We start from the raw sequence: 22086 nt of genomic DNA on the forward strand, positions 1-22086 counted from the left end.
ACTCTCAAAACACCTTTACCAACTAACGCATGAATATAAATTTCACTTTTTCAGATACCATTGCAGGGTATATCACGGGATATAATGCAGAGGAACGCTGGTTCACAGTTGAGACGTCGGATAAGCGTCCTTTTAAGATCAACCTGATCGCTTCCACCTATGCCCGCGGCGTGCAGAACCTCACAGAAGGATGGCAAGATCCGGGCGACATTGCGCCGTTTTTGTCTACAAACGGGCAGTATGTTTTCGCCTACGGAACATTCTATCCGAATGCGGGTGCGGATGAAAGCGCATTCGAAGCACAGCAATTGATTTTCCCGGGTAAGGAGCCGAAAGCTTATCGCCACGAGGAGCAGAATTATTGGATCACGCAGATCAGCTCGATCGCTTCCAGCTATCTGAAATGGCAGTTTGATTATCCGAAAGAGGAGATCAACTACAAAAATTACCGCACAATGCTCCATTTGGGAGGTTCCAAAAAAGGAGATTACTTGCAGGAAACAGACACGATTTCAAGAATGGTTTACGGATTTGCATCGGCATATCTGTTGACCGGAAAAGACGAATTCCTGGAAGGTGCAGAACTTGGAACAGAATATCTGCGCGACCACATGCGCTTTTTTGACCAGGACGACGACCTTGTTTACTGGTATCACGGCCTGAAAGTGGAAGGTCAGAAAGAAACCAAATTGCTGACTTCGGAATTTGGCGACGACCTGGATTCGCTTCCTATGTATGAGCAGATTTACGCACTTGCAGGCCCGACGCAAACCTACCGCATCACGGGCGATCAGCGCATCCGCGACGACATTGACAAGACCATTGATCTTTTTGAAAAATATTTCAAAGATCCAAACGGCGTGGGTTACTACTCGCACTTGCACCCGATCACATTGGATGCGCACGAGGATTCTCTCGCTCACAACAAGGCGCGCAAAAACTGGAACTCCGTGGGTGACCACGCTCCGGCTTATCTGATCAACCTTTGGCTGGCGAGCGGCGAGCAGAAGCACGCTGACTTTTTGGAATACACATTTGACACCATTACCAAATATTTCCCGGACTACGAAAACAGCCCGTTTGTTCAGGAGAAATTCTTCGAAGATTGGAGCAAAGACCAGACCTGGGGATGGCAGCAAAACCGCGCAGTAGTAGGGCACAACCTGAAAATCGCCTGGAATTTGATTCGTCAGCAGTCATTGACCCCGAAAGAGGAATATCTGGCATTTGCCAAGAAAATCGCTGAACTGATGCCGGCAGCTGGTTCCGATCAGCAGCGTGGCGGCTGGTACGACGTGGTGGAACGCGTGCAGAAAACAGGCGACAAGCACCAGTTTGTATGGCACGACCGCAAGGCCTGGTGGCAACAGGAGCAGGCCATTCTTGCTTACCTGATCATGTACGGGGTTTTGGGCGATAAAGAATACGAAAAACAAGCACGCGAGGCAGCTGCATTCTACAATGCATTCTTCCTGGATAATGACGATGGCGGTGTGTATTTCAATGTGTTGGGCAATGGTATGCCGTATCTTTTGGGAACAGAGCGTTTCAAAGGAAGCCACTCGATGAGTGCTTACCACAGCACAGAACTATGCTATCTGTCAGCGGTTTATATAAATTTGCTGATTACGAAGCAGCCAACCTATTTCTATTTTAAGCCTTATCCAAACGGCTGGAAAGACAACATTCTGCGCGTTTCGCCGGACATTTTGCCTCCTGGAAGCGTGTACATCAGCGAGGTTTTCATTGATGATCAGCCTTATACGGATTTCGATGCCTATGCGCTTACCGTGAAGCTTCCTGAAACAGAGGAACGCATCCGCGTGAAAGTACAGATCAGTTCGGCCAAGTAATTTGAACCACATTAAGACACTTTTCAGATGAAAGTTACCATTACGGATCAGGAAGAAATTACGGTTGTTGAGGTTTCCGGCGATATTGACAGCAAAACGGCGCCTGAATTTGAAAGGAACGCAAAGGTGGCCATGGACAAAAGCAAGCACATTGTGATCGACCTTACCGAGGTCGGTTTTATGTCCAGCGCCGGTCTGCGTGTGCTTTTGATGGTGTACCGGAATATCCGGTCGCAGGAAGGCAAAGTCGTGCTCGTGGGTGTTTCCGAAGAGATCCAGGACGTGATGTCGACCACCGGTTTTATCAACTTTTTTACCATTGTTGAAAAGCCGGAAGATGGAGTTGCATTTCTAAAACAAGACTAATCCATGGCAACAGATATCAGGATCGATTATTACCCGACGCACGAGCAGCAGGGGATCAAGTTCAGACGGGGACACGTGCTGCCATTTGGCGCCACAATGGTCCCGAACGGGATCAATTTCAGCATTTATTCCAGCGAAGCCATCGACTGCACGCTCGTATTGTTCGAGCGGGGCGAGGCGGAACCGTTTGCCGAGATCCGTTTCCCCGAGGAGTTCCGGACGGGCAATGTGTATTCCATGATCGTGTTTGATCTGGATTACGAGCGCCTGGAATATGGTTACCGCATGGACGGGCCTTTCAAGCCGGAAGAAGGTCATCGTTTTGACAAAAGCATTATACTCAGCGATCCCTACGCCAAAGCCATTGGCGGACGGGATTCCTGGTTGGCGAAGCCCAATTGGGATAACATTTACCCATATCGCTCGCGCCTCGTTTTTGAGGATTTCGACTGGGAGAACGACCATCCTTTGGAAACGCCGATCGAGGACCTGATTATTTACGAAATGCACGTGCGCGGTTTTACGCAGCACCCTTCTTCGAATGTGAAGAATCCAGGCACATTTGCGGCCATTCGCAGCAAAATCGCTTATCTCAAAGAACTAGGAATCAACTGCGTAGAGCTGATGCCGATCTACGAGTTCGACGAATGGGAAAACAGCAAGGAAAACCCGGTTACGGGTGGACTGATCGTTAATTTCTGGGGTTACAGCACGGTTAATTTCTTCTCTCCAAAAGCAGGTTATGCAGCCACAGGGAAATTTGGCATGCAGGTGGACGAGCTGAAAACGCTTGTGAAAGAACTCCATAAGAACGGCATTGAAGTAATGCTGGACGTGGTTTTCAATCACACGGCCGAAGGAGATCACCGCGGTCATACGATCTCGTTCAGGGGAATTGATAACAAAACCTACTACATGCTGACGCCTGAGGGTTATTATTTCAATTTTTCAGGGACCGGCAATACATTGAATTGCAACAATCCGGTGGTGCGGAACATGGTGCTGGACTGTCTGCGTTACTGGGCAGCCGATTACCACATTGATGGTTTCCGTTTCGACCTCGCCGCCATTCTCGGCCGCGATCAGAACGGGGCGCCATTAAGCAACCCGCCGCTTTTGGAATCACTCGCATACGATCCGATTTTGGCCAAATGCAAGCTCGTAGCCGAAGCATGGGATGCCGGCGGATTGTATCAGGTGGGTTCATTCCCGGCTTACGGACGCTGGGCAGAATGGAATGGAAAATACCGCGACTCGATCCGTAAATTCCTGAAAGGGGACGAAGGTTTGGTTGGTGAAATGGCACAATGCATCCAGGGATGGCCCGATTTATATTACTATCGCGGCCCAACTGCCAGCATTAATTTCATCGCCTGCCACGACGGTTTCACACTTTACGACCTCTTCGCTTACAATGAAAAACATAACGAAGCGAATGGAGAGAATAACAATGATGGCGGTAATGACAACCATTCCTGGAATTGTGGGGTGGAAGGTGAAACGGACGATCCGTACATTAACCAGCTGCGCCACAAGCAGATCAAGAATGCATTGACGATCCTGATGGTAAGCCAGGGCGTGCCGATGATCCTGTCGGGTGATGAAGTGGGGGTTACAAAAAACGGTAATAACAACACTTATTGCCACGATAATGAGCTGAACTGGCTGGATTGGGGCCTGATGGACAAAAACGCAGACATTTATCATTTTGCGCAACGCATCACGCGCTTCCGCCGAGCACACCCGGTGCTGAGGAGCAGGACGCATTTCCAGCACATTGATTATGTAGGAAGCGGATACGCGGACATTACATTTCACGGAACCCAAGCCTGGCAACCCGACTTTTCACCCGGCAGCCGCTGCCTGGCATTCATGCTGGACGGTGCCCATGCCAAAAGCGGAACCATCGTGGACGATTCCATTTACGTGGCGATGAACTCCCATTGGGACGGCTTATACTACGAACTCCCAACGCTCCCGAATGGAAAAACCTGGCACCTGGCCGTGAATACGGACATGCCGTCAGGTGACGACATTTACGATATTGGTAGGGAGCCAAGGCTGGATGATCAGGGGAGGTTCCTGGTTGGCGGGAGAGCGACGGTGGTGTTGGTTGGTAAATAAATTTTTAAATCTCAAAACATTCATAAAATGGCTTTTCAAATAGAATCACTAATACAAGACCAGGTGGCTACTTTTACGCTGCATGGCGAACTGGATTCGCTTTCTGCGCGGGTTTTTCAGACTGAGATTGAGAAAATCGCTAATCAGCCCATTGATTCGTTGGTGCTTGATATGGAGGACCTTAACTTTATGTCATCTGCCGGACTCCGGGTGCTGATTTACTCAAAGCAAAAAATCGGACCGAAATTATCCATTTACATTGTAAGACCGCAGGAGCTGATCGTTGACACGCTTACCAAAACGGGCTTGCAGCACAGCGTGACTATCGTTGATCAGTATCCAGTTTAAAAATCCAGCATAATGGAATCGAAAAGTTTTCCCGGCACTGTTGATTCTCTCGATGCGCTGCGGGAATACATTGGTGAGCTTTCACAGCGGGCTGGATTGGCCAAAAAACCAACTTACAACCTCAAACTGGCGGTTGATGAAATTGCTACGAACATTATTTTGTACGGTTACCAGGCGCCCGGCATTGAAGCGGATTTTCAGGTTTTAAGTGAAATCTCGGATCAGGCACTCGTGGTGATCCTGGAAGACATTGCTGCACCGTTTGACCCGCTTGCGAAAGAGCTGCCCAACGCGCAGGATCTGACGCTTTCGCTGGAAGAGCGCGGCATTGGTGGCCTGGGTATTTTCCTGACTATCAACGGTGTGGATGAGTTTTCGTATGAATATGCCAATGGAAAAAACCGTAACAAATTTGTAATGAAAATTACGGCAACCTGAAAAATATGGTTGAGAATTCTATTGTTACCAATCCATTTCCAGGCCTTAGGAGTTATGATTATGAAGATCATGCTTTGTTCTTCGGCAGGGACGCGCATATCCGGGAGCTAAAAAACAAGCTCCTGGATGGGCGCTTTCTTGCGTTGATCGGGTCGTCGGGAAGTGGTAAATCTTCTTTGATTAAAGCCGGTTTGATCCCTTCGCTCGAAGAAGGCGATTCTGCGAACCTTTGGGCGGCAGGCCGCTGGAAAGTGATCATTTTCCGGCCGGGTGGACATCCGGTCCGGAACTTTGTAAATGCAGTGAAAACGGCCATGCGGAGCGACGACCCGGATTGGGATAACCGCGACACATTAGCCATTGAAAAACAGCTCAGCACCGATCCGAAGGCAGCATTAGCATTGCTTTCAGCCGCCACGGACCGAAAGATTTTGATCGTCATTGACCAGTTTGAAGAGCTGTTCCGCTACGAGCTGGCGGATGATTTTTCTGGCAAAAACAGGACGAATGCATTTGTTCAATTACTGCTCACACTAATCAACCAACGCGAATTCCCGGTGCATGCGGTGATCACGATGCGCTCCGATTATCTGGATCATTGCACCGAATTCAACGGCCTTACCGAGGTCATCAACCGCGGTTATTATCTTCTTCCAAAAATGAATGCGGACGAAGTAAAGCAGGTAATTGTAGGTCCGGTAGAGTTCGCAGGTGCAAGTATTGAGCCCGAATTGGTAACCGGACTTTTGAAAGAACTTTCCGACAATCCGGATTTCCTGCCTATTCTGCAACACGCATTAATGCGCACCTGGGATCGCTGGAAGTCAACAAAACCGTTTTCTTCTCCCGTTTCGCGTGCTGATTATGAAGCAATCGGCACCATGCAGGAATCGATCACGATGCATGCCGAGGAAATTTACACGCAGCGGCTGGACGAAAAACGACGTAATGCAGCTGCTAAACTTTTAAAATCACTTATTGTACTTGGCCCGAGCGACACATCTTCGCTACACCCGACGCCTTTACGCGAAATCATTCAGATAACGGGCATTCCGGATTATCTGCTGATTGATGTCATCCTTGTTTTCCGGGAAAATGGTGTCTCTATTTTGACCCCAAAACCGGGTGTAAAAATCGATCACGATTCCATTATTGACGTTTCGGTTGAAAAAGTGCTCACATTCTGGGAAAGATGCCGGAAGTGGATTGAAGAGGAATTGGAATCCGCAAAATTATATAAGCAGCTTAGTTACTCAGCCTCACTTTATCAGGAGGGCCGGACAGGACTTTGGGTTAACCCCGAATTACAACTAGGACTTAAATGGCTGAAAGAAAGCGAGCCAACATTGGAATGGGCGCAACGCTATGACCCGTTTTTTGAGCGTGCAACCAATTTTCTGGATTACAGTAAAAAACAATACGAGCTTGACGTAAGGCAAAAAGAAGACCGCCAAAAGCGCGAACTCCGCAAAGCCAGAATTTTCGCTTCTGTGCTGGGAGTCAGCTCATTGGTATCATTATTATTCCTAATTGTGGCGCTAGTGCTGCGTACGCAGGCACAACAAAGCGAGAAAACGGCATTGGAGAAAGAAAGTCTGGCACTGGAAGAACGCAAACGTGCTGAGGATCAGACACGTGAAGCCATTTCGCAAAAGAAGATTGCTGAGCAGCAAGGCACATTTGCTGAGCTGCAAAAGACATTGACAGAAGAACAAAAAGGCATTGCAGTAAGGGAGCAGGAAAAAGCGGTGAAAGAAAGCATTGCCGCAAAAATCGCGAAGCAAATTGCTGAAGAACAGAAGATCCAGGCGGATAATGCAAGGAAAGCCGCCGTTGAATCTCAGAAACAAACAGAAATTCAAAAAGAATACGCAGTAAGCGCGCAAAAGGAATCCGACAGGCAGAAAATATATGCGCAATCGGCTCAGAAAGAGGCAGAAAGCTCCCGTAATGATGCGTTGAAACAGCGCTCCAAAGCCGTGGCCCGTTTCATCGCCATTCAATCATTTCAAATGCCAGCGGGAGAAGATCTTGCGGCATTACTGGCATTGAAGGCTTATGATTTTAATATAAAAAATGGCGGTGAGCGCGAGAATCCGGACATTTTCAATGCATTATCCAAAGCCGCTGGCGCGAAGGCAACATTGATCGCCCATAATGACATTGTACGCGTGGTTGCCGAGCCGCAAGCTGCAAATTCATTGTTTGCAACCGCAGGCGACGACGGCATTGTGAGTTTGTGGAATTATCAGACGCCCGCTGCCAAGCCACTCATTTTCCGAAACCCAAGACAGACATTCCGGAGCATCCGTTCTGTGGCTTTTATGCCCGATGGGAAATCCATTTTCACCGGTTCTTCCAATGGCCAGATCGTTCGCTGGGACAATCTGGTTCCCGGAACGGCGCCGGCTAAGACCATTGTCGGCCACGACGGGATCATTTTCTCGATGACGGTCAGAAACATTAATAACAAACCTAACTTAATTTCTATCAGTTCAGCCGGTCAGATCAGGCTTTGGGACGTCAGCGACAAGAAGCTCGATGTGCTGAAAAATGTCAATGTTGGAACAGAAATAGCGGCCGTGCAAATGCCCGGTGACGGGCGCTTCATGTTCCTGGCAACGGGAAATGGCAAACTGATCCGCCTCGACCTGACCAAACTCGACGCCAAGCCAACGGAATTTTCCCTGCCTAACCTGCGCGGCCGACTGATTTCAATGGCATTTACGCCAGATCAAAAACATTTGTATTTCGGCACAAGCTCGGGCATGCTTTACAATGTGCGGATGAGCAACGACGAACCTGTTCCGAATTCTTTAACTGGCACGCAGGGAACGCATACATCCGGCATTACAAGCATTGCATTCGCACCCGACGGAAGCCGTATTGCAACTGCGTGCTACGACTGGAAAATCCGCATTTGGAATGCGAGGGAAGATATTTCAAAGCAGCAGCCCGTGTTATTGAGTGATTTTGATTACTGGGTTATGGATGTTCAGTTTACGCATGACGGAAACAAACTGCTGGCTGCGGGCGCGGACAAAACCGTTCGGATCTGGGATATTAACTCGGCGGACCTGTTTGCCGAAGTTTCAAAAAAAGTGAAGAGAGAACTGACCGAGGAAGAGTGGGACCAATACATTGGAAAGGATATTCCTTACGAAAAACTGTCCCGCAACATCAGATAATATGAAAAGAATTTTACACATTTTGATCATCATAACCCTCGCTTTTGCGTGCCTGGATGCATTTGCCCAGGACGATTGCGATGCTTCGGTGATTGTGCCGGAAGCCGACAGAAAATACCGTACAGGCAATTTTGACGAGGTTTTTCAAATATTAAACCCTTGTCTTAAAACCAAATTTTCCCCTAATGCACAGGTGCAGGCGTATAAGATCATTGCATTGACTTACCTCGCGCTGGATTCATTGCCGCAAGCTGCCACAGCTGTCCGTAACCTGCTGGTGGCCAACCAGAATTACGAACCTGAGTTTTCCGCATTGCCGCAATTCAAAGATCTCGTTGCTCAGCAGCGCGATCTGATGGACCGCATTATCCAAATTACGTCCGTTTCCAAAAAGGCTGAGAATCTGCTCCAAGTGCCAGCGACGGTGACGGTTTTGACGCAAACAGACATTTTAAAAAGAGGTTATAAAGACCTGACGCAAATGCTGAACGACATTCCGGGTTTCGATGTGATCAGGGGAAACGGGCCCTCTTATGTGACATTTTACCAGCGCGGTTACCGATCCACTTCCAACGACCGCACCATTCTGCTCGTGGATGGCGTAGAGGAAAACGACTTGAACTCAGACAACATTCCCATTTCCCGGCAGTATGCGTTGTCGGACATTGAGCGCGTGGAAGTGATATACGGCCCCGCCTCCACAATGTATGGTGCCAATGCTTTTATGGGTGTTATTAACCTCATTACCAAGCGTTTCCTGGATCGTGAAATGCCCGAAGGAAAGAAAACGGTTATTGCTGCGAATGGTCAGGTACGCTATGGATCATTAAACTCAAAGCTCATTGACGGCGTAGTGACGATGCGGACAAAGGATGTGGCGGTTTCTGTGACCTCCCGTTATTTCTCTTCCAATGAGCTGAATTACAGTAAGTATCCGGAATGGAATTACGATCCGAGAACGGCTGAAAACTATCCAACGCAGCAAAATATTAACGGCACCGCCGCACAGACTTACCTTACCAACAGCAAGCTCACGGCCCTCTTCCCAAACAGTGATTTATATCAGATCGGCTATGATGCAAACGGCGCTGCGAATGCGTTAAGCCTTACCGCTGCCGGAAAAGCGAAGGCCGCGGAACTGGACAATGTCAATTTATTCCAGGCAAATGTGAATGGAAGTCCGGTTGGTTTTAATGATGATTCTAAAAACTTTTTCATCCGGGCAAAGGTCGAGTTCAAGGACTTCATGATCTCGCTCATGAGCTGGAAAACGGATGAAGGCGCTACGCCCTGGTATACCAATCGCTCGCGCATTGTAACGCCCGATATTTCCCGCTGGGTGGCCAATAACAAGGCATTTTCATTGACCTACAATAAATTTATTTCGGAAAAGGTCCAGATCATGAACCTCACTTCCTACCGCCTCCATGAACTGAACGGCGCTACCAACTTGCCGACTTACCGCGGCTATTTCAATGGCAGTTACGGAATTATAGACCTGTTGAACCAGCGCAAGCCAACTTATTCAATCCCTTACTGGTATCGCGTTTCCAACCAGCTTCGTAACGAATTCCGCGTGTTGCTTACACCCTTGCCGAAACTCGACATCAACAGCGGCATCGAGATCAGGAACAGCATTATCCAGGCAAACTACATTACTTCCCAGACCGAAAACGCCGACGAAACCGGCCGTCCGGATTCCACGCTCGCAGGCGGTGACAATTTCAGGGTTTTTGACATTGGCATATTTACACAAGCCACTTATAACTGGACGGAAAGCCTCAAAATGGTGCTCGGTTCCAGGCTCGATCACAATCAGATCCGTTCGAATGGTGGTTATGGTTTTGTTTTCAATCCGCGGTTGAGCTTGATTTATTCAAAAGGGAAATTTGTATTCAAAGGTATTTATACTGAGGCATTTAAGGACGCTTCTTACCTGCAAAAATATGCTACTAATCGCGAACGCCAACTGAATAACCCGACTTTGCAGCCTGAGCGTGTGAAGAATGTAGAGGGCAGCGTTTCGGCGCGGTTTAGTAAAGCCATGTCATTCAATGTGGCGGCTTACATTGCCAATTACAGCAATGCTGTGGGCCTTGCCAATGCCACGACACCGGCCGGCGTGCCCACGCAACAGTTTCAGGCGTTGGGTAAGCAGCGGATCATTGGCATCCAGTCGGAAGCCAGATATGACGTGAAAAACCTGAATGTCTGGGGTAATTTTACATATAGTAATCCAAGCGACCTGAGTAAGGTGGAAGGACAGAAAATCCCTGTAAGCGACATTGCGCCATGGTCCGCTAACCTCGGTGCTGTGTATGAGCCGGTTAAAAATCTGAGCATCAGCATTACCAATAATTACATCAGCGCGCGTAAGTCCGGGTCAGGAACCTCAGGAAGCAGTAACCCCATCACCAGATTTGACGCAATTTACCTGCTGAATTCAACATTTACCTATCATAACGTGCTCAACCTGTTCAGTTTACAGGTTCAGGTGTCCAATGTTTTAAACAACGAATATTTCGTACCGGGCATACGTGCAGCCGAGGGGGTTACCTCTGCGTCGCGTTATCCGCAGGAAGGCCGTGTCTTTTCAGTCGGGCTTCTTTTTGATACAAACCGAAAATAACTGCTCAACGAAATGGAAATATTGCTTAAAAACCCTCTTCACTTCATGGAAACAAGGTTTGAAATCAGAAATTCGGAATTCCTGCTCATGAAGCTGGACTATCCCGAACGGCTGGACGAAATGGGGGCGCTCAGGGTGTTGGCCTGGAAAGACGAACAGGGGGTTAGCCAGGATTTTTTCTCTCATAAAGCCTGGCTGGACGACGAAGATTTGCTGGCGCACCATTGGGTGATCCTTCATAACAAAGAAATTGTGGCCGCCGCCCGAATGAGTTTTCACCAGGATTACAGCTCCATTCCGCATGCCGATCTTTTCGATGGGTCCATTCTGGAAGGCTATGGAAATGGCCCTTATGCTTCTTTAAACCGGCTTGTGGTTGCACCGGAATATCGGGGAAACGGCTTTTCAACATTGCTGGACGAGGCGCGGATCAATTTTGCAACCGCTCATGGCATTAAAATGATCATTGCGCAGCCTGTTGCTTCCCGCATTAAAGCTTTGGAAGATCTTGGATTTCTATACCTGGGGAAAATCAGGCCATTGTATCAAATGCCGGAGCGCCAGATCTATTTTATGATTAAGGAATTAGGAAAGTAATTTGTGAAAAAATTCAGGGACATATCGCGGATGCTCAACATCAGAAAGGACGAGGAAAGCCTCGTAAGCCTGCTGATGGCCTATTCCTTTTTTATGGGAGGCGCAACTGCATTGTTCTATACAGTGGTCGCTTCGTCATTTCTCGTCAGTTTTGACCAGCTAATGCTGCCGCAGGTTTATGTGGTTGGCGGCGTATTTGTCTATCTGCTCGGACTTGGGCTCACCAGGGTCCAAAAGCGAATTGCATTTGATCGGCTGGGCGAAAATGCATTGCTTTTTCTGATCGTCTCAATCGCGTTTTTCCTGGTAACCTATCATCTTACGGGCAGCAAGTGGGTGTTTTTCTGCCTGTTTATCTGGAACCGTATTTTCGTTCTGGTCAATGGTGTCACATTCTGGGCGGTTGTGGTTAAGGTTTTTAATTTCCAGCAGTCCAAAAGATTGTCCTCGCTCATCAACAGCGGAGAAGTTTTCTCGTCCGTGATCATGTATCTCGCTGTTCCTGCGCTGGTTAAAGTTTTGCCAATAGATTCGCTTTTGATCATCGCAGTTGGTTTCCTGCTTGTATGTGCTGTTTTGTTAAAACAAATCCATAAGCGCCATGTAACGACCAATCACACGCGTATCGAGGTGAAAAATAAAGTGGCTGACAATGTGGTCGCTGATGCTGTTGATCCAAAATATTACAGAAACATCTTCCTGTTGGCGCTGTTGCCTGTTTTCGCGTTGTTTTATGTCGAATACATTTTCTTCACTGAGTCGCGCAGCGTCTTCCCAAATAAAGAATCCCTCGCCAGCTTTCTGGGTTTTTTCTTTGGTATCAGTGCCATTCTTGAATTTTTTATCAAGACCTTCCTTTACAACAAACTGATCAGTAAATATGGCTTGAAGCTTGGCATTCTGATCCTTCCGTTAAGCCTTGTTTTCAGTTTTGCTGTTTCTGTCATTTACGGATTGAGTTATGACACTGCCGCGATCTTTTTTGCCTGCATTGCGCTTTCGCGTTTTTTCATGAGCGCAATCAGAAAAGCCGTTGCAGAGCCGGCTTACCAGGTTTTGTATCAGCCAATTCAGGCCCGCTTCCGGCTCAACATTCAGGGTAGGATCGAGGGTCGGGCCAAGGCAATGGGCGGTTTGGCGGCGGGAGTTTTGCTTTTTGCCCTTGTTAATATTTCAAGGATGGATGCCTTGCAGCTAGCCATTCTGTTTCTTATGGTAGCAGTTTGCTGGACATTCCTGGCGTTTACTGGTGAGAACTCCTACAAAAAAATGGTGCGGGAAAAGGTTTTTCAATTTCCCGAAAAATTAAAGAAAAAAGACGCTTACGTTCCGGCACAAAAGGCTTCCGGCAAAGCTTTCGAACAGCTCACTGACCAAATTTTTTCACCAAAAGAAGAGGACCGGATCGATGCGGCCCTGGGTCTTGGCGATACGAACCGGTTCCTGTCTTATAAATATCTGATCCCGCTTTTGCAGGATCCCAGCAAAAAAGTACGCGAGGCGGCCATTTACACGGCAGGTGAACTGAAAAGGCCGGAGTTATGGCCGTTTCTGATGGAGCAAATGGAAACCGACCGATATTTTTCGGTATCCTTTGAAGCACTGGTCAAGTCGGGGCCGGCGCTGTTAAAATACATTGAAAAATCATTTTTAAGCAACAATGACAACCGTTACCGGCAACTGCATCTCCTAAAAATAGTGGAGCAGGTAGGCGGGCCCGAAGCGATCCGGTTTTTACGCAGAAATCTCGAAAACCCAAACCGGTTTGTAAAGGATAAGGTGTTGGAAGCATTGCGAAACCTGCGTTACACCTGTAACAGCACGGAGCAAACTTTTATGCTGAACGAGCTGGACGAGCACCTGAAAACATTTGCCTGGCTGCTTTCCGCACAACATGACCTTACAGAAGCATACGGGCCAGAAACGCAGCTAATGTTGAATATGGAGAGGGAAAAACTGCGCATTATGCGGAAGGCGTTCATCGTGCTGGAAGCCGTTTATGGTTCGAGATTTCATGCTGTGACATTGCTGAAAAGCGATCAGTCGACAGATGCAAGGGATTATCTGACCGAAATTTGCGACCTGTTACTGCCTGAAAACGTCAAAAATAAAGTCCTTCCTTACCTGGACAGTGATTCGCTGGACGAGATGCGCCGCCGTTACGCAGAAATTTATCCGCTTGCTTCCCTGTCGGTCGAAGAGCGTTTGATTGACATTATTAACAAAGATTACACCCGTATTTCCCGGTGGACAAAAGCGGTGGCGATCAGAGAGTTGCAGCATTTTGATGCGCATATCGTTACGCCCGTGCTGGTTGCAAATGCCGTCTCGCGATCCAAAGTCATTTCGCAGACTGCTTTTTACATCCTCAGGATTGTTAATCCCGCCCGTTTTCACTCGCTATTGGACGTAATGACGCGAAATAATGATGCATTTCATCTCGAAATCATGAAGCCGCTCGAATGGCTTTCTAGGGAGGAAGACCTGCTTATTTCCAAGCTTCGGCGCTTGCGGGAAACGCGTGCCCTGGGCGGTTTGCTTAGCGGCGAATTGCAAAAAATACTGCTCACTTCCGCATACTTTCAGGAAGAAGGCGGCGAGGTGATTGATCTTCGCAAGCACCTTGGCGACGGTGATGTTTCCATTCTTGTCACTTACGGAAAGTTGTTTTTCTCGAAAATCGGAGTGCTGGAAGCAGGCAACATTCGAAATGTGACCGAGCTGACCAAAATGGGTGTTGCGATGATCCCCAATGTGCTGGAAGACACTGAGTTTTATGTTGTCGAAAATTTCTTATTAAAAGATCTTAATATCACACAAAATGTGGAGGAAAGCATTGAGGTGCAATAGTTTATTGATCATTTTGATCCTGCTCACCTGTTCAAAACAGCTTCGTGCGCAGCAGATTAATGCAGCCGAACCAGAGGTGGGAAGGCCGTTGTCCGGCTTTTATCAGTCTTCGGAATACCATGCGCATGACCAGAATTTTGCCATTTCGCAGGATAAGTCGGGGGTGATGTATTTTGCCAACTTTGCAGGCGTTTTGCAATACGACGGGGTCTCGTGGAAGACGATCCAGACTACGAACGTTACCCGCGTATCGGCTCTGGCAACGGATGCCAAGGGCCGCGTACTTGTAGGGGCGAATGGCGAGTTTGGTTATTTGGGGAATGATCAGTTTGGCGTTCAACAGTTTGTAAATCTGTCGGCAAAGCTAAAAGAGAAATTTACACAAGTCATCCAGATCATTCCTACCAAGGTGGGCGCGTGGTTTGTGACTGATCAGATCAGCTTTTTTTGGAATGGTTTGAGAATCGCTCCCTTTAAGCATAACCTCAAAATCCAGGCGGCCTTTCCTTTAAAAGACGAAATGCTGGTTTACGCAAAAAGCAAAGGCATACTGCTAATTCATGGAACGCAAATCTCCAAAATCGAACAAGGTGTCAATGTCCCCGCATTGCTCGATCTCACTTCGGTCGTACAGCTCAGTGACGGATCGGCACTTTTGATTACAACAAGCCAGGGAATTTTTACATTGAAGAACAACCGGATTGAAATTCTTGCCGGAAACGCAAATTCGGTTTTGATCCGAAATCAGGCAACTTATGCCACACAATTACAAGATGGGACGATTGCCATAAGCATGGCAACGGGCGGAATACTGGTGGTTAACGCGGATGGGAATGTGCAGTATCCGGTATACGCTGGCGCCGATTTGGAAGAAAGCCAGGTGGCAGCCATGTTCACTGACCGCGAACACAATCTTTGGCTAGCGCTCAATGACGGGATCGCCCGGTTTGACCTGCCATCACCGATCTCGATTTTCGGCACGGAAGACGGTCTGAAAGGCTCTGTCACCGCAATCAGGCGCTTTCAGGGAAGGGTTGTGATCGGCACGCTATATGGATTATATTATATTGAAAACAACAAGATCGTCCACGTTGAAGGTTTTTCGGGAAGTGTTCTGGGTTTTGACGAAACAAACGGTGCGCTTTACATTGCTTCTAACAAAGGCGTTTTTCAATGGGGCAAAGGCGAAGGAATTAGAAAAATATCCTCCAATTTTTCACTAAGTGTCACGGCTTCAAATGCTGGCAATGAGTTGCTTGCAGGGACTCAGGACGGCTTGATCAAACTCAGCCGCGCGGGAAATGGATGGAAGCAGGAATGGGTGAAGAGCGTGAATGAGCAGATTGTAGGTGTAACAGAATTTCCTTCGGGGACTTTCTGGCTGGAAACGCTGTCCAATGGCATAATCAAAATGGATGGGCAATCCGGATATGTGAAACGTTTCGCAGCCGCACAAGGAATTCCAAGCCCGCTATATAACAAATTGGCTTTATACGAAGGAAAATTGATAGTCTCAAACAAAGACGGACTTTTCCAATATCAGCCACAATCGGATCGTTTCGCGAGGGCAAACTGGCTTCATGCGGAAAAAACCTGGTTTGATCGCATTCAAAGCGATAGTATGGGCAATGTGTGGACTACGCGCGGAGATAAAAAATCGGCTTCGCTCTTTAAAAGAAAGCCTTCCGGAGAATATGAATTGCTGGAAACACCATTGATGCCGATTGCCGATATACCATTTCAGGTCATATTCCCCGATGAAAACGGCAAAGCCTGGCTTGGCGGGGATCAGGGACTCTACCGGCTCGACATGGACGTTCGGGATCAATACGTTTACGAATATCCGGTATTGCTCAGAAGCGTCGCAACGCAGGATAGTTTGCTGGAATTTGCCCAAAACGGGACGATCAGAAATGCACTTAGCCATCGCCAGAACAATCTCATTTTCGAGTTTGCCTTGCCCAGTTATCACAGCAATCAGCAAGTTTTGTATCAGTATTTTATGGAAAACTATGATACGGAATGGTCCGATTGGAGCGAACTAACGCGGAAAGAATACAGCGGCTTACCATCGGGAAGTTACACGTTCAGGGTCCGGGCGAAGGATGTTTACAATCACGTTTCAAAAGAGACTTCCCTGGCTTTCAAAATCCGTGTGCCCTGGTTCCGGCAGTGGTATATGATCGCACTTTATGTGATTTTGTTTGGTGTAGTGATCTATTATGTAGTGCGGTGGCGATTGCGGAGCATATTGAGAGAAAAACAGGAGCTGGAAACGCGGATCCGGGAACGAACGGAAGAAGTCGTAAATCAGAAAGAAGAGCTGGAATTGCAGTCCGAGGAATTATCTGCAACCAATGACCAGCTGGAACGGATCGATGAATTTGTAAAATCTATTAACGGTGAAGTGAACACCGGAAAACTGTTTCAGCTGGTTTTGAACAAACTTTGCGAATTCCAGAATGTGAATGGCGCATCGGCATTGGTTTATAATAAAATTACCGATAATTATCAGTTCATCGCGCTCGCTGGTGCGGTGGAAAACGCGAGGGTGGAGGACATTCAATTGACATCAAAGCAAGCCGAGCAGCGATACGTTGAAAACGGCGAAGAGATTTTTGAAGACATTTTCCTTAAAAATGACTTCCGGAGCCAGAATAGGAATGAGTCGGTAGATGCGCTTTTTTCACCCAAGTCGCTGATTACGATCCTCATTCGGGTAGATGGCGATGTGAAAAGTTACATTACGCTGGAAAATACAGACCGGGAGAATGCGTTTGGGGAACGGGATTTTAATGTTGTGAAGAATTTGAAAGAGCATTTGATTGGTGCATACATTAAAACCAATATTCTCGAAAACCTTGAAAATACATTGTCCAACCTCAAATCCACGCAGGAAGAGCTCATCCGGCAGGAGCGTTTAGCGTCCGTGGGCAGCCTTACAAAAGGGATCGTTGACCGGATTTTGAACCCGTTGAACTACATTAACAACTTCTCGCAATCGTCCGGAAAATTATTGAAAGAGATTACAGAAGTCACTGACAAACACCAGGATGGGTTGTCGGAAGACGAAAAGGATGATCTGGACAGCGGTTTTGAAATGCTTCAAAAAAACCTGGAAAAAATTTACGAGCACGGTAACAGCACAACGCGCATTGTGAAGGATATGCAGAAGCTGCTGAAAGGAAAATCTACGGATTTCATGGTGACAGAACTAAATCCGTTTCTTGAAGCCAAGGCGAAATCAGCCATTCAGGAAGTGCTGAATGAGTATAAAGATGCCTCAGTGAAGCTGGAAATGGCTTTATATGATATTCCGGTCAGGGTAAGCCTGCTTCCTTACGAATTTGCGCAGGTAATAACGAACGTGATCAGCAATGCGTGCTATGCGCTGCTGGAAAAGGCGAAGATTGACAAAACCTTTGAGCCGCAGGTTTTGATCTCATCAAAGCTGGTCGCTGGCGGAATCTGCATCATCATCCGGGATAATGGTAAAGGCATTCCCGCGAAGGAACAGGAGCAGCTATTTAATCCATTTTTTACAACCAAACCTACGTCAAAAGGAACCGGGTTGGGCTTGTATATGAGTAAGGACATTATAGAATATCACAAAGGACGCATGTCGGTAAATTCATTGGAAGGAGTGTTTACCGAAATAGAAATTTTCCTCCCGGTCGTCGCTTAACACGCTGAATGCTGCAAATTTTAAATAACCATGACTATGGGAGCCGGAACAACGGAACACAACATTGAACTATATCAGCAAAAAATCATTGAGCTCAACCGACTCGCGGAGATTGGACAACTGAGCGCAGGGATTTTGCATGAAATCAAGAATCCGGTAAGTTTTGTCAACAACTTCTCGCGGCTGTCGCAAGGGCTGGTGGGCGAGATCCTGGATATTTGTCAGAAGCCACTGGCCGACATGAAAGATGGCGACCTGGCGGACGAAAAGGATTTATTGGAAACACTTTCTCAAAATCTCATTAAAATAAACGAAAACGGAAAACGCATTGAGCGCATTATCCAGGGAATGCTCGCACAAGCGCGCTCCGACGCAGCCGTCCTCGAACCGACCGATTTAAACCAGTTGCTGGAAGAATACAGCAAACTCGCATATCAGGGCGTACGGGCCGACGACAGCTCGTTCAACGTAACACTAAAATACGATCTCGACCCGCAGGTCGGAAATGTAAAACTGGCCAGAGGGGAATTTGGACGTGTGATTGTAAACCTGGTCAATAATGCGTGCTATGCCGTAAACGAAAAGCTGAAACGGCAAACCGAAGCTTACGGCCCCGTCATAGAAATCGCTACGAGCAGGCTTGGTCAGGAAGTGGAAATCAAAGTTTGCGACAACGGGATCGGCATTCCGGAAGACATTGTGACGAAACTTTTTCAGCCGTTTTTCACCACAAAACCCCAGGGCAAAGGAACCGGATTAGGACTTTCGCTCACATATACGAGCATTACGGATACGCACAAGGGAAGCATTAGCGTGACGTCTGTTTTGGGCGAAAAAACGGAGTTCAGGATTGTGATTCCGGCATGAGAAGTAAGCGTTTAGAGAGTAAAATTTAGTTAGGATATCAATTTTAAAAATAACAATATAATGGCAATCAGGATATTAAGTGTAGATGATGAACAAGACATGGAGATGCTGATCCTTCAATTGTTCCGTAAGCAGATCCGGGATAAGAAATACGAATTTGTATTTGCTAACAACGGGATCGAGGCATTGGAACGGCTGGAAGAGTCTGACGACATTGCACTTATTCTTTCGGACATTAACATGCCGGGGATGGACGGGCTGACGTTCCTTTCGAAGGTGAACGAGAAACAAAACCCGTTGCTGAAATCGATCATGGTTTCGGCTTACGGCGATATGGACAATATCCGTACGGCGATGAATCGCGGCGCATTTGATTTTGTAACCAAGCCCGTCAATTTCGAAGATCTGGAAATCACCATTTCCAAGACCGTTGAGCACATTGAAATGTTAACCAGTCTGGAAAAGGGCCGCGAACAATTAATCGCGATCCAGAACGATTTGAGCGTCGCAAAAGAAATTCAAATGTCGATGTTGCCGAAAACGGTTCCTGCGAACATTGGAAAAGCAGGCGTGGACTTGCATGCATTTATTCATCCTGCAAAGGTCGTGGGCGGTGATTTGTATGACTATTTCATGATGGATTCCGAGCATTTATTTTTCATGATCGGCGACGTTTCGGACAAGGGAGTGCCGGCAGCGTTGTTCATGGCGATTAGTAAGGCTATTTTCAAAAGCCAGTTTTCTAATCGCAATGGTGATTCCATTACCGACAAAGTGAAGATCGTCAACGAGTTTCTGAGTGAAGACAATTCTTCCTATATGTTCGTTACGGCCTTTGTCTGCATTTTAAATGTTAGAACCGGCGTTGTGGAATACGTGGATGCAGGTCACGAGCCGCCCGTCATCATCCGCGCAAACGGTGAAACGGAACTGGTCAAAAAGGAGGGAGGAATGGCCTTATGCTTCGACCCGACATTCGAATTTGAATCGCATACGCTGACATTGAATGCAGGTGACAAATTTGTACTCTACACAGATGGTGTAACCGACGCCAACAATCTCGCCGGAGCACGTTACGGCCTGCATTACCTGCAAGATTTTTTCACAACCGGCGAAGGCTCCACCCAGGAAACCGCGAAGGAAATGAATGAGGCCACATTAGAAAGTTTAATCGATTTCATCGGCCCCGCTACGCAGTTTGATGACATCACAATGCTATCGCTGCGGTATTTGCCGGGGTGATTTAATACAACCCCGCAACAGGCTGGTATCTGACAAGTGCCAGCTTGTAGTTTTCTTCGTAGCGCTTTTGCAGCTCGGACCAGCATAGGGAGTCGAGGACGGATTTTGGTAGGGTGGCGCGTGGAATATATTGCTGATTTTCAAAGTCTTCCACAAACTCTGTGAAGATCTCCGTAAGCTGTACGATTGCGTCCTCTCCGGATTGCTCGCGGCGTTTTACGACTTTTACTTCGTTGTTTCCTTCCATTCCGGCGGCTTGTTTTACAAATCTTCCGAATCCTGAAACGTCGCTTGTGACAACGGGTGTTCCGTGCAGAACGGTTTCCATGGATGCATAACCCCAGGGTTCGTATAAGGAGGGAAAAATGCCTAAATGACAGCCTCTTACAAATTCCAGATAGTCCATTGAGAACAACGAGGTCGCGCGCTCAATAAAATCGGGATGGTAAATCACTTTGACCCGATCGTCTTCCTTATTATTTAATCCCGCCTGCTGACAAAAGTCCAGGACTTCATCCTGCCCTGTTAAATGGTGCGTTGTGATGGGTGGGAGGCTATCTCGTTTAAAGTTGGAGAGTGCTTGACGCCAGGTCATTTGCAGCTCGTCGTCGACAAGCTGGTTCAGATCGGGAAGTTTATGGCCTGCGGAGCCCGTAACATTGGCGTAAATCCTGGGTCCAAGCCTGGCACTGATCATTTTACAGATCCGTTGCAATTCCTGAAAGCGCTGCCGGGCTTCCAGAACATCAGGTTTAACGTGATAAAATGGCTGCTTTGAAATAACAAAAAGGACCACATGAATGTCCGATTTACGTCGAACCAGTTCAGCATTGAGCCGGGCGATAGCCTGTAATGTGACGTCAAAACCTTTGTTTCGAAATTCATAACGCCCGGACGTGAAAAAATACAGGGTCTTTTCAATCTTCAGCTGATAACTGGGAGAGAAGAGTGCCTTAACAAATGCGTCGATCTTTTCCCTGTTCTGCAAATGTTTCTCAAAAACTTCATGGCCTACGCCTGGCTTCCGGTGGATGCCGCTATGCACTATACTGTCGGGGTGACGGCCCAGAAAAGCTTCACATTCTGAGGCCGTCGATGCGCTGTTGGTGACCAGTACATTCGCATATTTGGCAACAGTCCTTTCGATTTTGACCTGCGCTTCTATGCCGTATTCTCTTGCCTTTTGAGCCCAGTCAAAGGCCCTAATTTTAGAAAAATAATCGGGTTCATTGGGAGCGAGATAACGGCCGAGCAGCGTTGCGTGGGTTGTAAAAACAGTCGCCAGACGAATTTGCCGGCAGGTCAGTTCAGGCAGGCTTGTGGCAGACATCCATTCGTGATAATGCGCAATAACGTCCTGGTCAATGTTGATTTCCTCAATTAATTTGGTAAGAAAAAGGCGGGTAACCTCCCCAAAACCAATGACTTGATCCAGTAATGCATTGTTTTCAAGTGTGGAGATTCCGTGATGCTTCCATAATATTGTCTTGGCAGCATTAAGCGCCTCCATGCTGATCACCGGATTGATAAGGATCACTTTTGGGCGGGCTTCTTCAAGGAGCCAGTAACCAAAATGTATTTCAAATCCGAGGTCTCTTATGTGCCGGATAGCATTAGAAAGCGGCGAGTCGTCCAGCTCGCGGATCGGGCGAAAATCAAGTTTTGCTTTTTCCGGAAAATAAGGCCCGATCAGGAAATAATTTTCGCCGTAAGTGTCCGTCATGGTTGGCACTTTGGACTTGATGAACGTAAATATCCCGCCAATCTGGTTACAGACTTCCCAGGCAATTTCGAACAGAAGTGTATTCGGCTTCAAAATGATCAGAGGGTAAGGTAGGATATTTCAATTAAAATTAATTACTTAAACAAGGTGGAACCAGTTGAAATAGGCTAAGCAGA

Annotated in this window: 13 protein-coding genes; 12 read left to right on the forward strand and 1 reads right to left on the reverse strand. The window is 47.4% G+C overall.

Annotated elements, in window-relative coordinates; genetic code table 11:
- The first annotated feature begins 29 nt into the window (after positions 1-29).
- The 12 genes from B5X68_RS19135 to B5X68_RS19190 are packed head-to-tail and all read left to right on the forward strand — an operon-like array spanning position 30 to position 20187.
- Positions 30-1853: an AGE family epimerase/isomerase gene (locus tag B5X68_RS19135; protein ID WP_082216374.1), complete on the forward strand. Its 1824-nt coding sequence runs from the start codon at positions 30-32 to the stop codon at positions 1851-1853.
- Positions 1854-1880: 27 nt separating this feature from the next.
- Entirely contained in the window at positions 1881-2219 is a 339-nt protein-coding gene (locus B5X68_RS19140) for an STAS domain-containing protein (protein ID WP_082216375.1), read from the forward strand.
- A gap of 3 nt (positions 2220-2222) precedes the next feature.
- Entirely contained in the window at positions 2223-4343 is a 2121-nt protein-coding gene (glgX, locus tag B5X68_RS19145) for a glycogen debranching protein GlgX (RefSeq protein ID WP_082216376.1), read from the forward strand.
- Positions 4344-4370: 27 nt separating this feature from the next.
- Positions 4371-4691: an STAS domain-containing protein gene (locus B5X68_RS19150; protein ID WP_082216377.1), complete on the forward strand. Its 321-nt coding sequence runs from the start codon at positions 4371-4373 to the stop codon at positions 4689-4691.
- Positions 4692-4703: 12 nt separating this feature from the next.
- Complete coding sequence (locus tag B5X68_RS19155; protein ID WP_082216378.1) at positions 4704-5129, forward strand: ATP-binding protein; 426 nt, start codon at positions 4704-4706, stop codon at positions 5127-5129.
- Between the two features lie 5 nt (positions 5130-5134).
- Entirely contained in the window at positions 5135-8317 is a 3183-nt protein-coding gene (locus B5X68_RS19160) for an nSTAND1 domain-containing NTPase (protein WP_082216379.1), read from the forward strand.
- A gap of 1 nt (position 8318) precedes the next feature.
- Positions 8319-10946 carry a TonB-dependent receptor plug domain-containing protein gene (locus B5X68_RS19165; protein WP_082216380.1) on the forward strand — a complete coding sequence of 876 codons (2628 nt, stop codon included), beginning with the start codon at positions 8319-8321 and terminating at the stop codon, positions 10944-10946.
- Positions 10947-10991: 45 nt separating this feature from the next.
- Entirely contained in the window at positions 10992-11543 is a 552-nt protein-coding gene (locus tag B5X68_RS19170; protein ID WP_170916687.1) for a GNAT family N-acetyltransferase, read from the forward strand.
- Between the two features lie 3 nt (positions 11544-11546).
- Positions 11547-14393 (forward strand): HEAT repeat domain-containing protein, encoded by a 2847-nt coding sequence (locus tag B5X68_RS19175; RefSeq protein WP_141110348.1) that lies wholly within the window; start codon positions 11547-11549, stop codon positions 14391-14393.
- Positions 14365-18078 (forward strand): sensor histidine kinase, encoded by a 3714-nt coding sequence (locus B5X68_RS19180; protein WP_082216383.1) that lies wholly within the window; start codon positions 14365-14367, stop codon positions 18076-18078. Before B5X68_RS19175 ends, B5X68_RS19180 begins: the two co-directional genes overlap by 29 nt.
- 36 nt (positions 18079-18114) lie before the next feature.
- Positions 18115-18945, forward strand: coding sequence for a sensor histidine kinase (locus B5X68_RS19185; protein ID WP_170916688.1), 831 nt, complete (start codon positions 18115-18117; stop codon positions 18943-18945).
- Positions 18946-19005: 60 nt separating this feature from the next.
- Positions 19006-20187: a PP2C family protein-serine/threonine phosphatase gene (locus B5X68_RS19190; RefSeq protein ID WP_082216385.1), complete on the forward strand. Its 1182-nt coding sequence runs from the start codon at positions 19006-19008 to the stop codon at positions 20185-20187.
- Between the two features lies 1 nt (position 20188).
- Here B5X68_RS19190 and B5X68_RS19195 read toward each other — a convergent pair whose 3' ends face one another.
- Positions 20189-22003 carry a glycosyltransferase family protein gene (locus tag B5X68_RS19195; RefSeq protein WP_170916689.1) on the reverse strand — a complete coding sequence of 605 codons (1815 nt, stop codon included), beginning with the start codon at positions 22001-22003 and terminating at the stop codon, positions 20189-20191.
- Positions 22004-22086: the final 83 nt, after the last annotated feature.

Source organism: Dyadobacter psychrophilus (genome assembly GCF_900167945.1).
In the GTDB taxonomy this organism is placed as follows: domain Bacteria; phylum Bacteroidota; class Bacteroidia; order Cytophagales; family Spirosomataceae; genus Dyadobacter; species Dyadobacter psychrophilus.

What these genes read in the sequence shown, in the direction of transcription:
- B5X68_RS19185 (WP_170916688.1), top strand. Translation starts at nt 18,115, where the DNA reads ATGGGAGCCGGAACAACGGAACACAACATTGAACTATATCAGCAAAAA.
- B5X68_RS19160 (WP_082216379.1), top strand. Translation starts at nt 5,135, where the DNA reads ATGGTTGAGAATTCTATTGTTACCAATCCATTTCCAGGCCTTAGGAGT.
- B5X68_RS19170 (WP_170916687.1), top strand. Translation starts at nt 10,992, where the DNA reads ATGGAAACAAGGTTTGAAATCAGAAATTCGGAATTCCTGCTCATGAAG.
- B5X68_RS19150 (WP_082216377.1), top strand. Translation starts at nt 4,371, where the DNA reads ATGGCTTTTCAAATAGAATCACTAATACAAGACCAGGTGGCTACTTTT.
- B5X68_RS19155 (WP_082216378.1), top strand. Translation starts at nt 4,704, where the DNA reads ATGGAATCGAAAAGTTTTCCCGGCACTGTTGATTCTCTCGATGCGCTG.
- B5X68_RS19140 (WP_082216375.1), top strand. Translation starts at nt 1,881, where the DNA reads ATGAAAGTTACCATTACGGATCAGGAAGAAATTACGGTTGTTGAGGTT.
- glgX (WP_082216376.1), top strand. Translation starts at nt 2,223, where the DNA reads ATGGCAACAGATATCAGGATCGATTATTACCCGACGCACGAGCAGCAG.
- B5X68_RS19165 (WP_082216380.1), top strand. Translation starts at nt 8,319, where the DNA reads ATGAAAAGAATTTTACACATTTTGATCATCATAACCCTCGCTTTTGCG.
- B5X68_RS19135 (WP_082216374.1), top strand. Translation starts at nt 30, where the DNA reads ATGAATATAAATTTCACTTTTTCAGATACCATTGCAGGGTATATCACG.
- B5X68_RS19190 (WP_082216385.1), top strand. Translation starts at nt 19,006, where the DNA reads ATGGCAATCAGGATATTAAGTGTAGATGATGAACAAGACATGGAGATG.
- B5X68_RS19180 (WP_082216383.1), top strand. Translation starts at nt 14,365, where the DNA reads ATGTGGAGGAAAGCATTGAGGTGCAATAGTTTATTGATCATTTTGATC.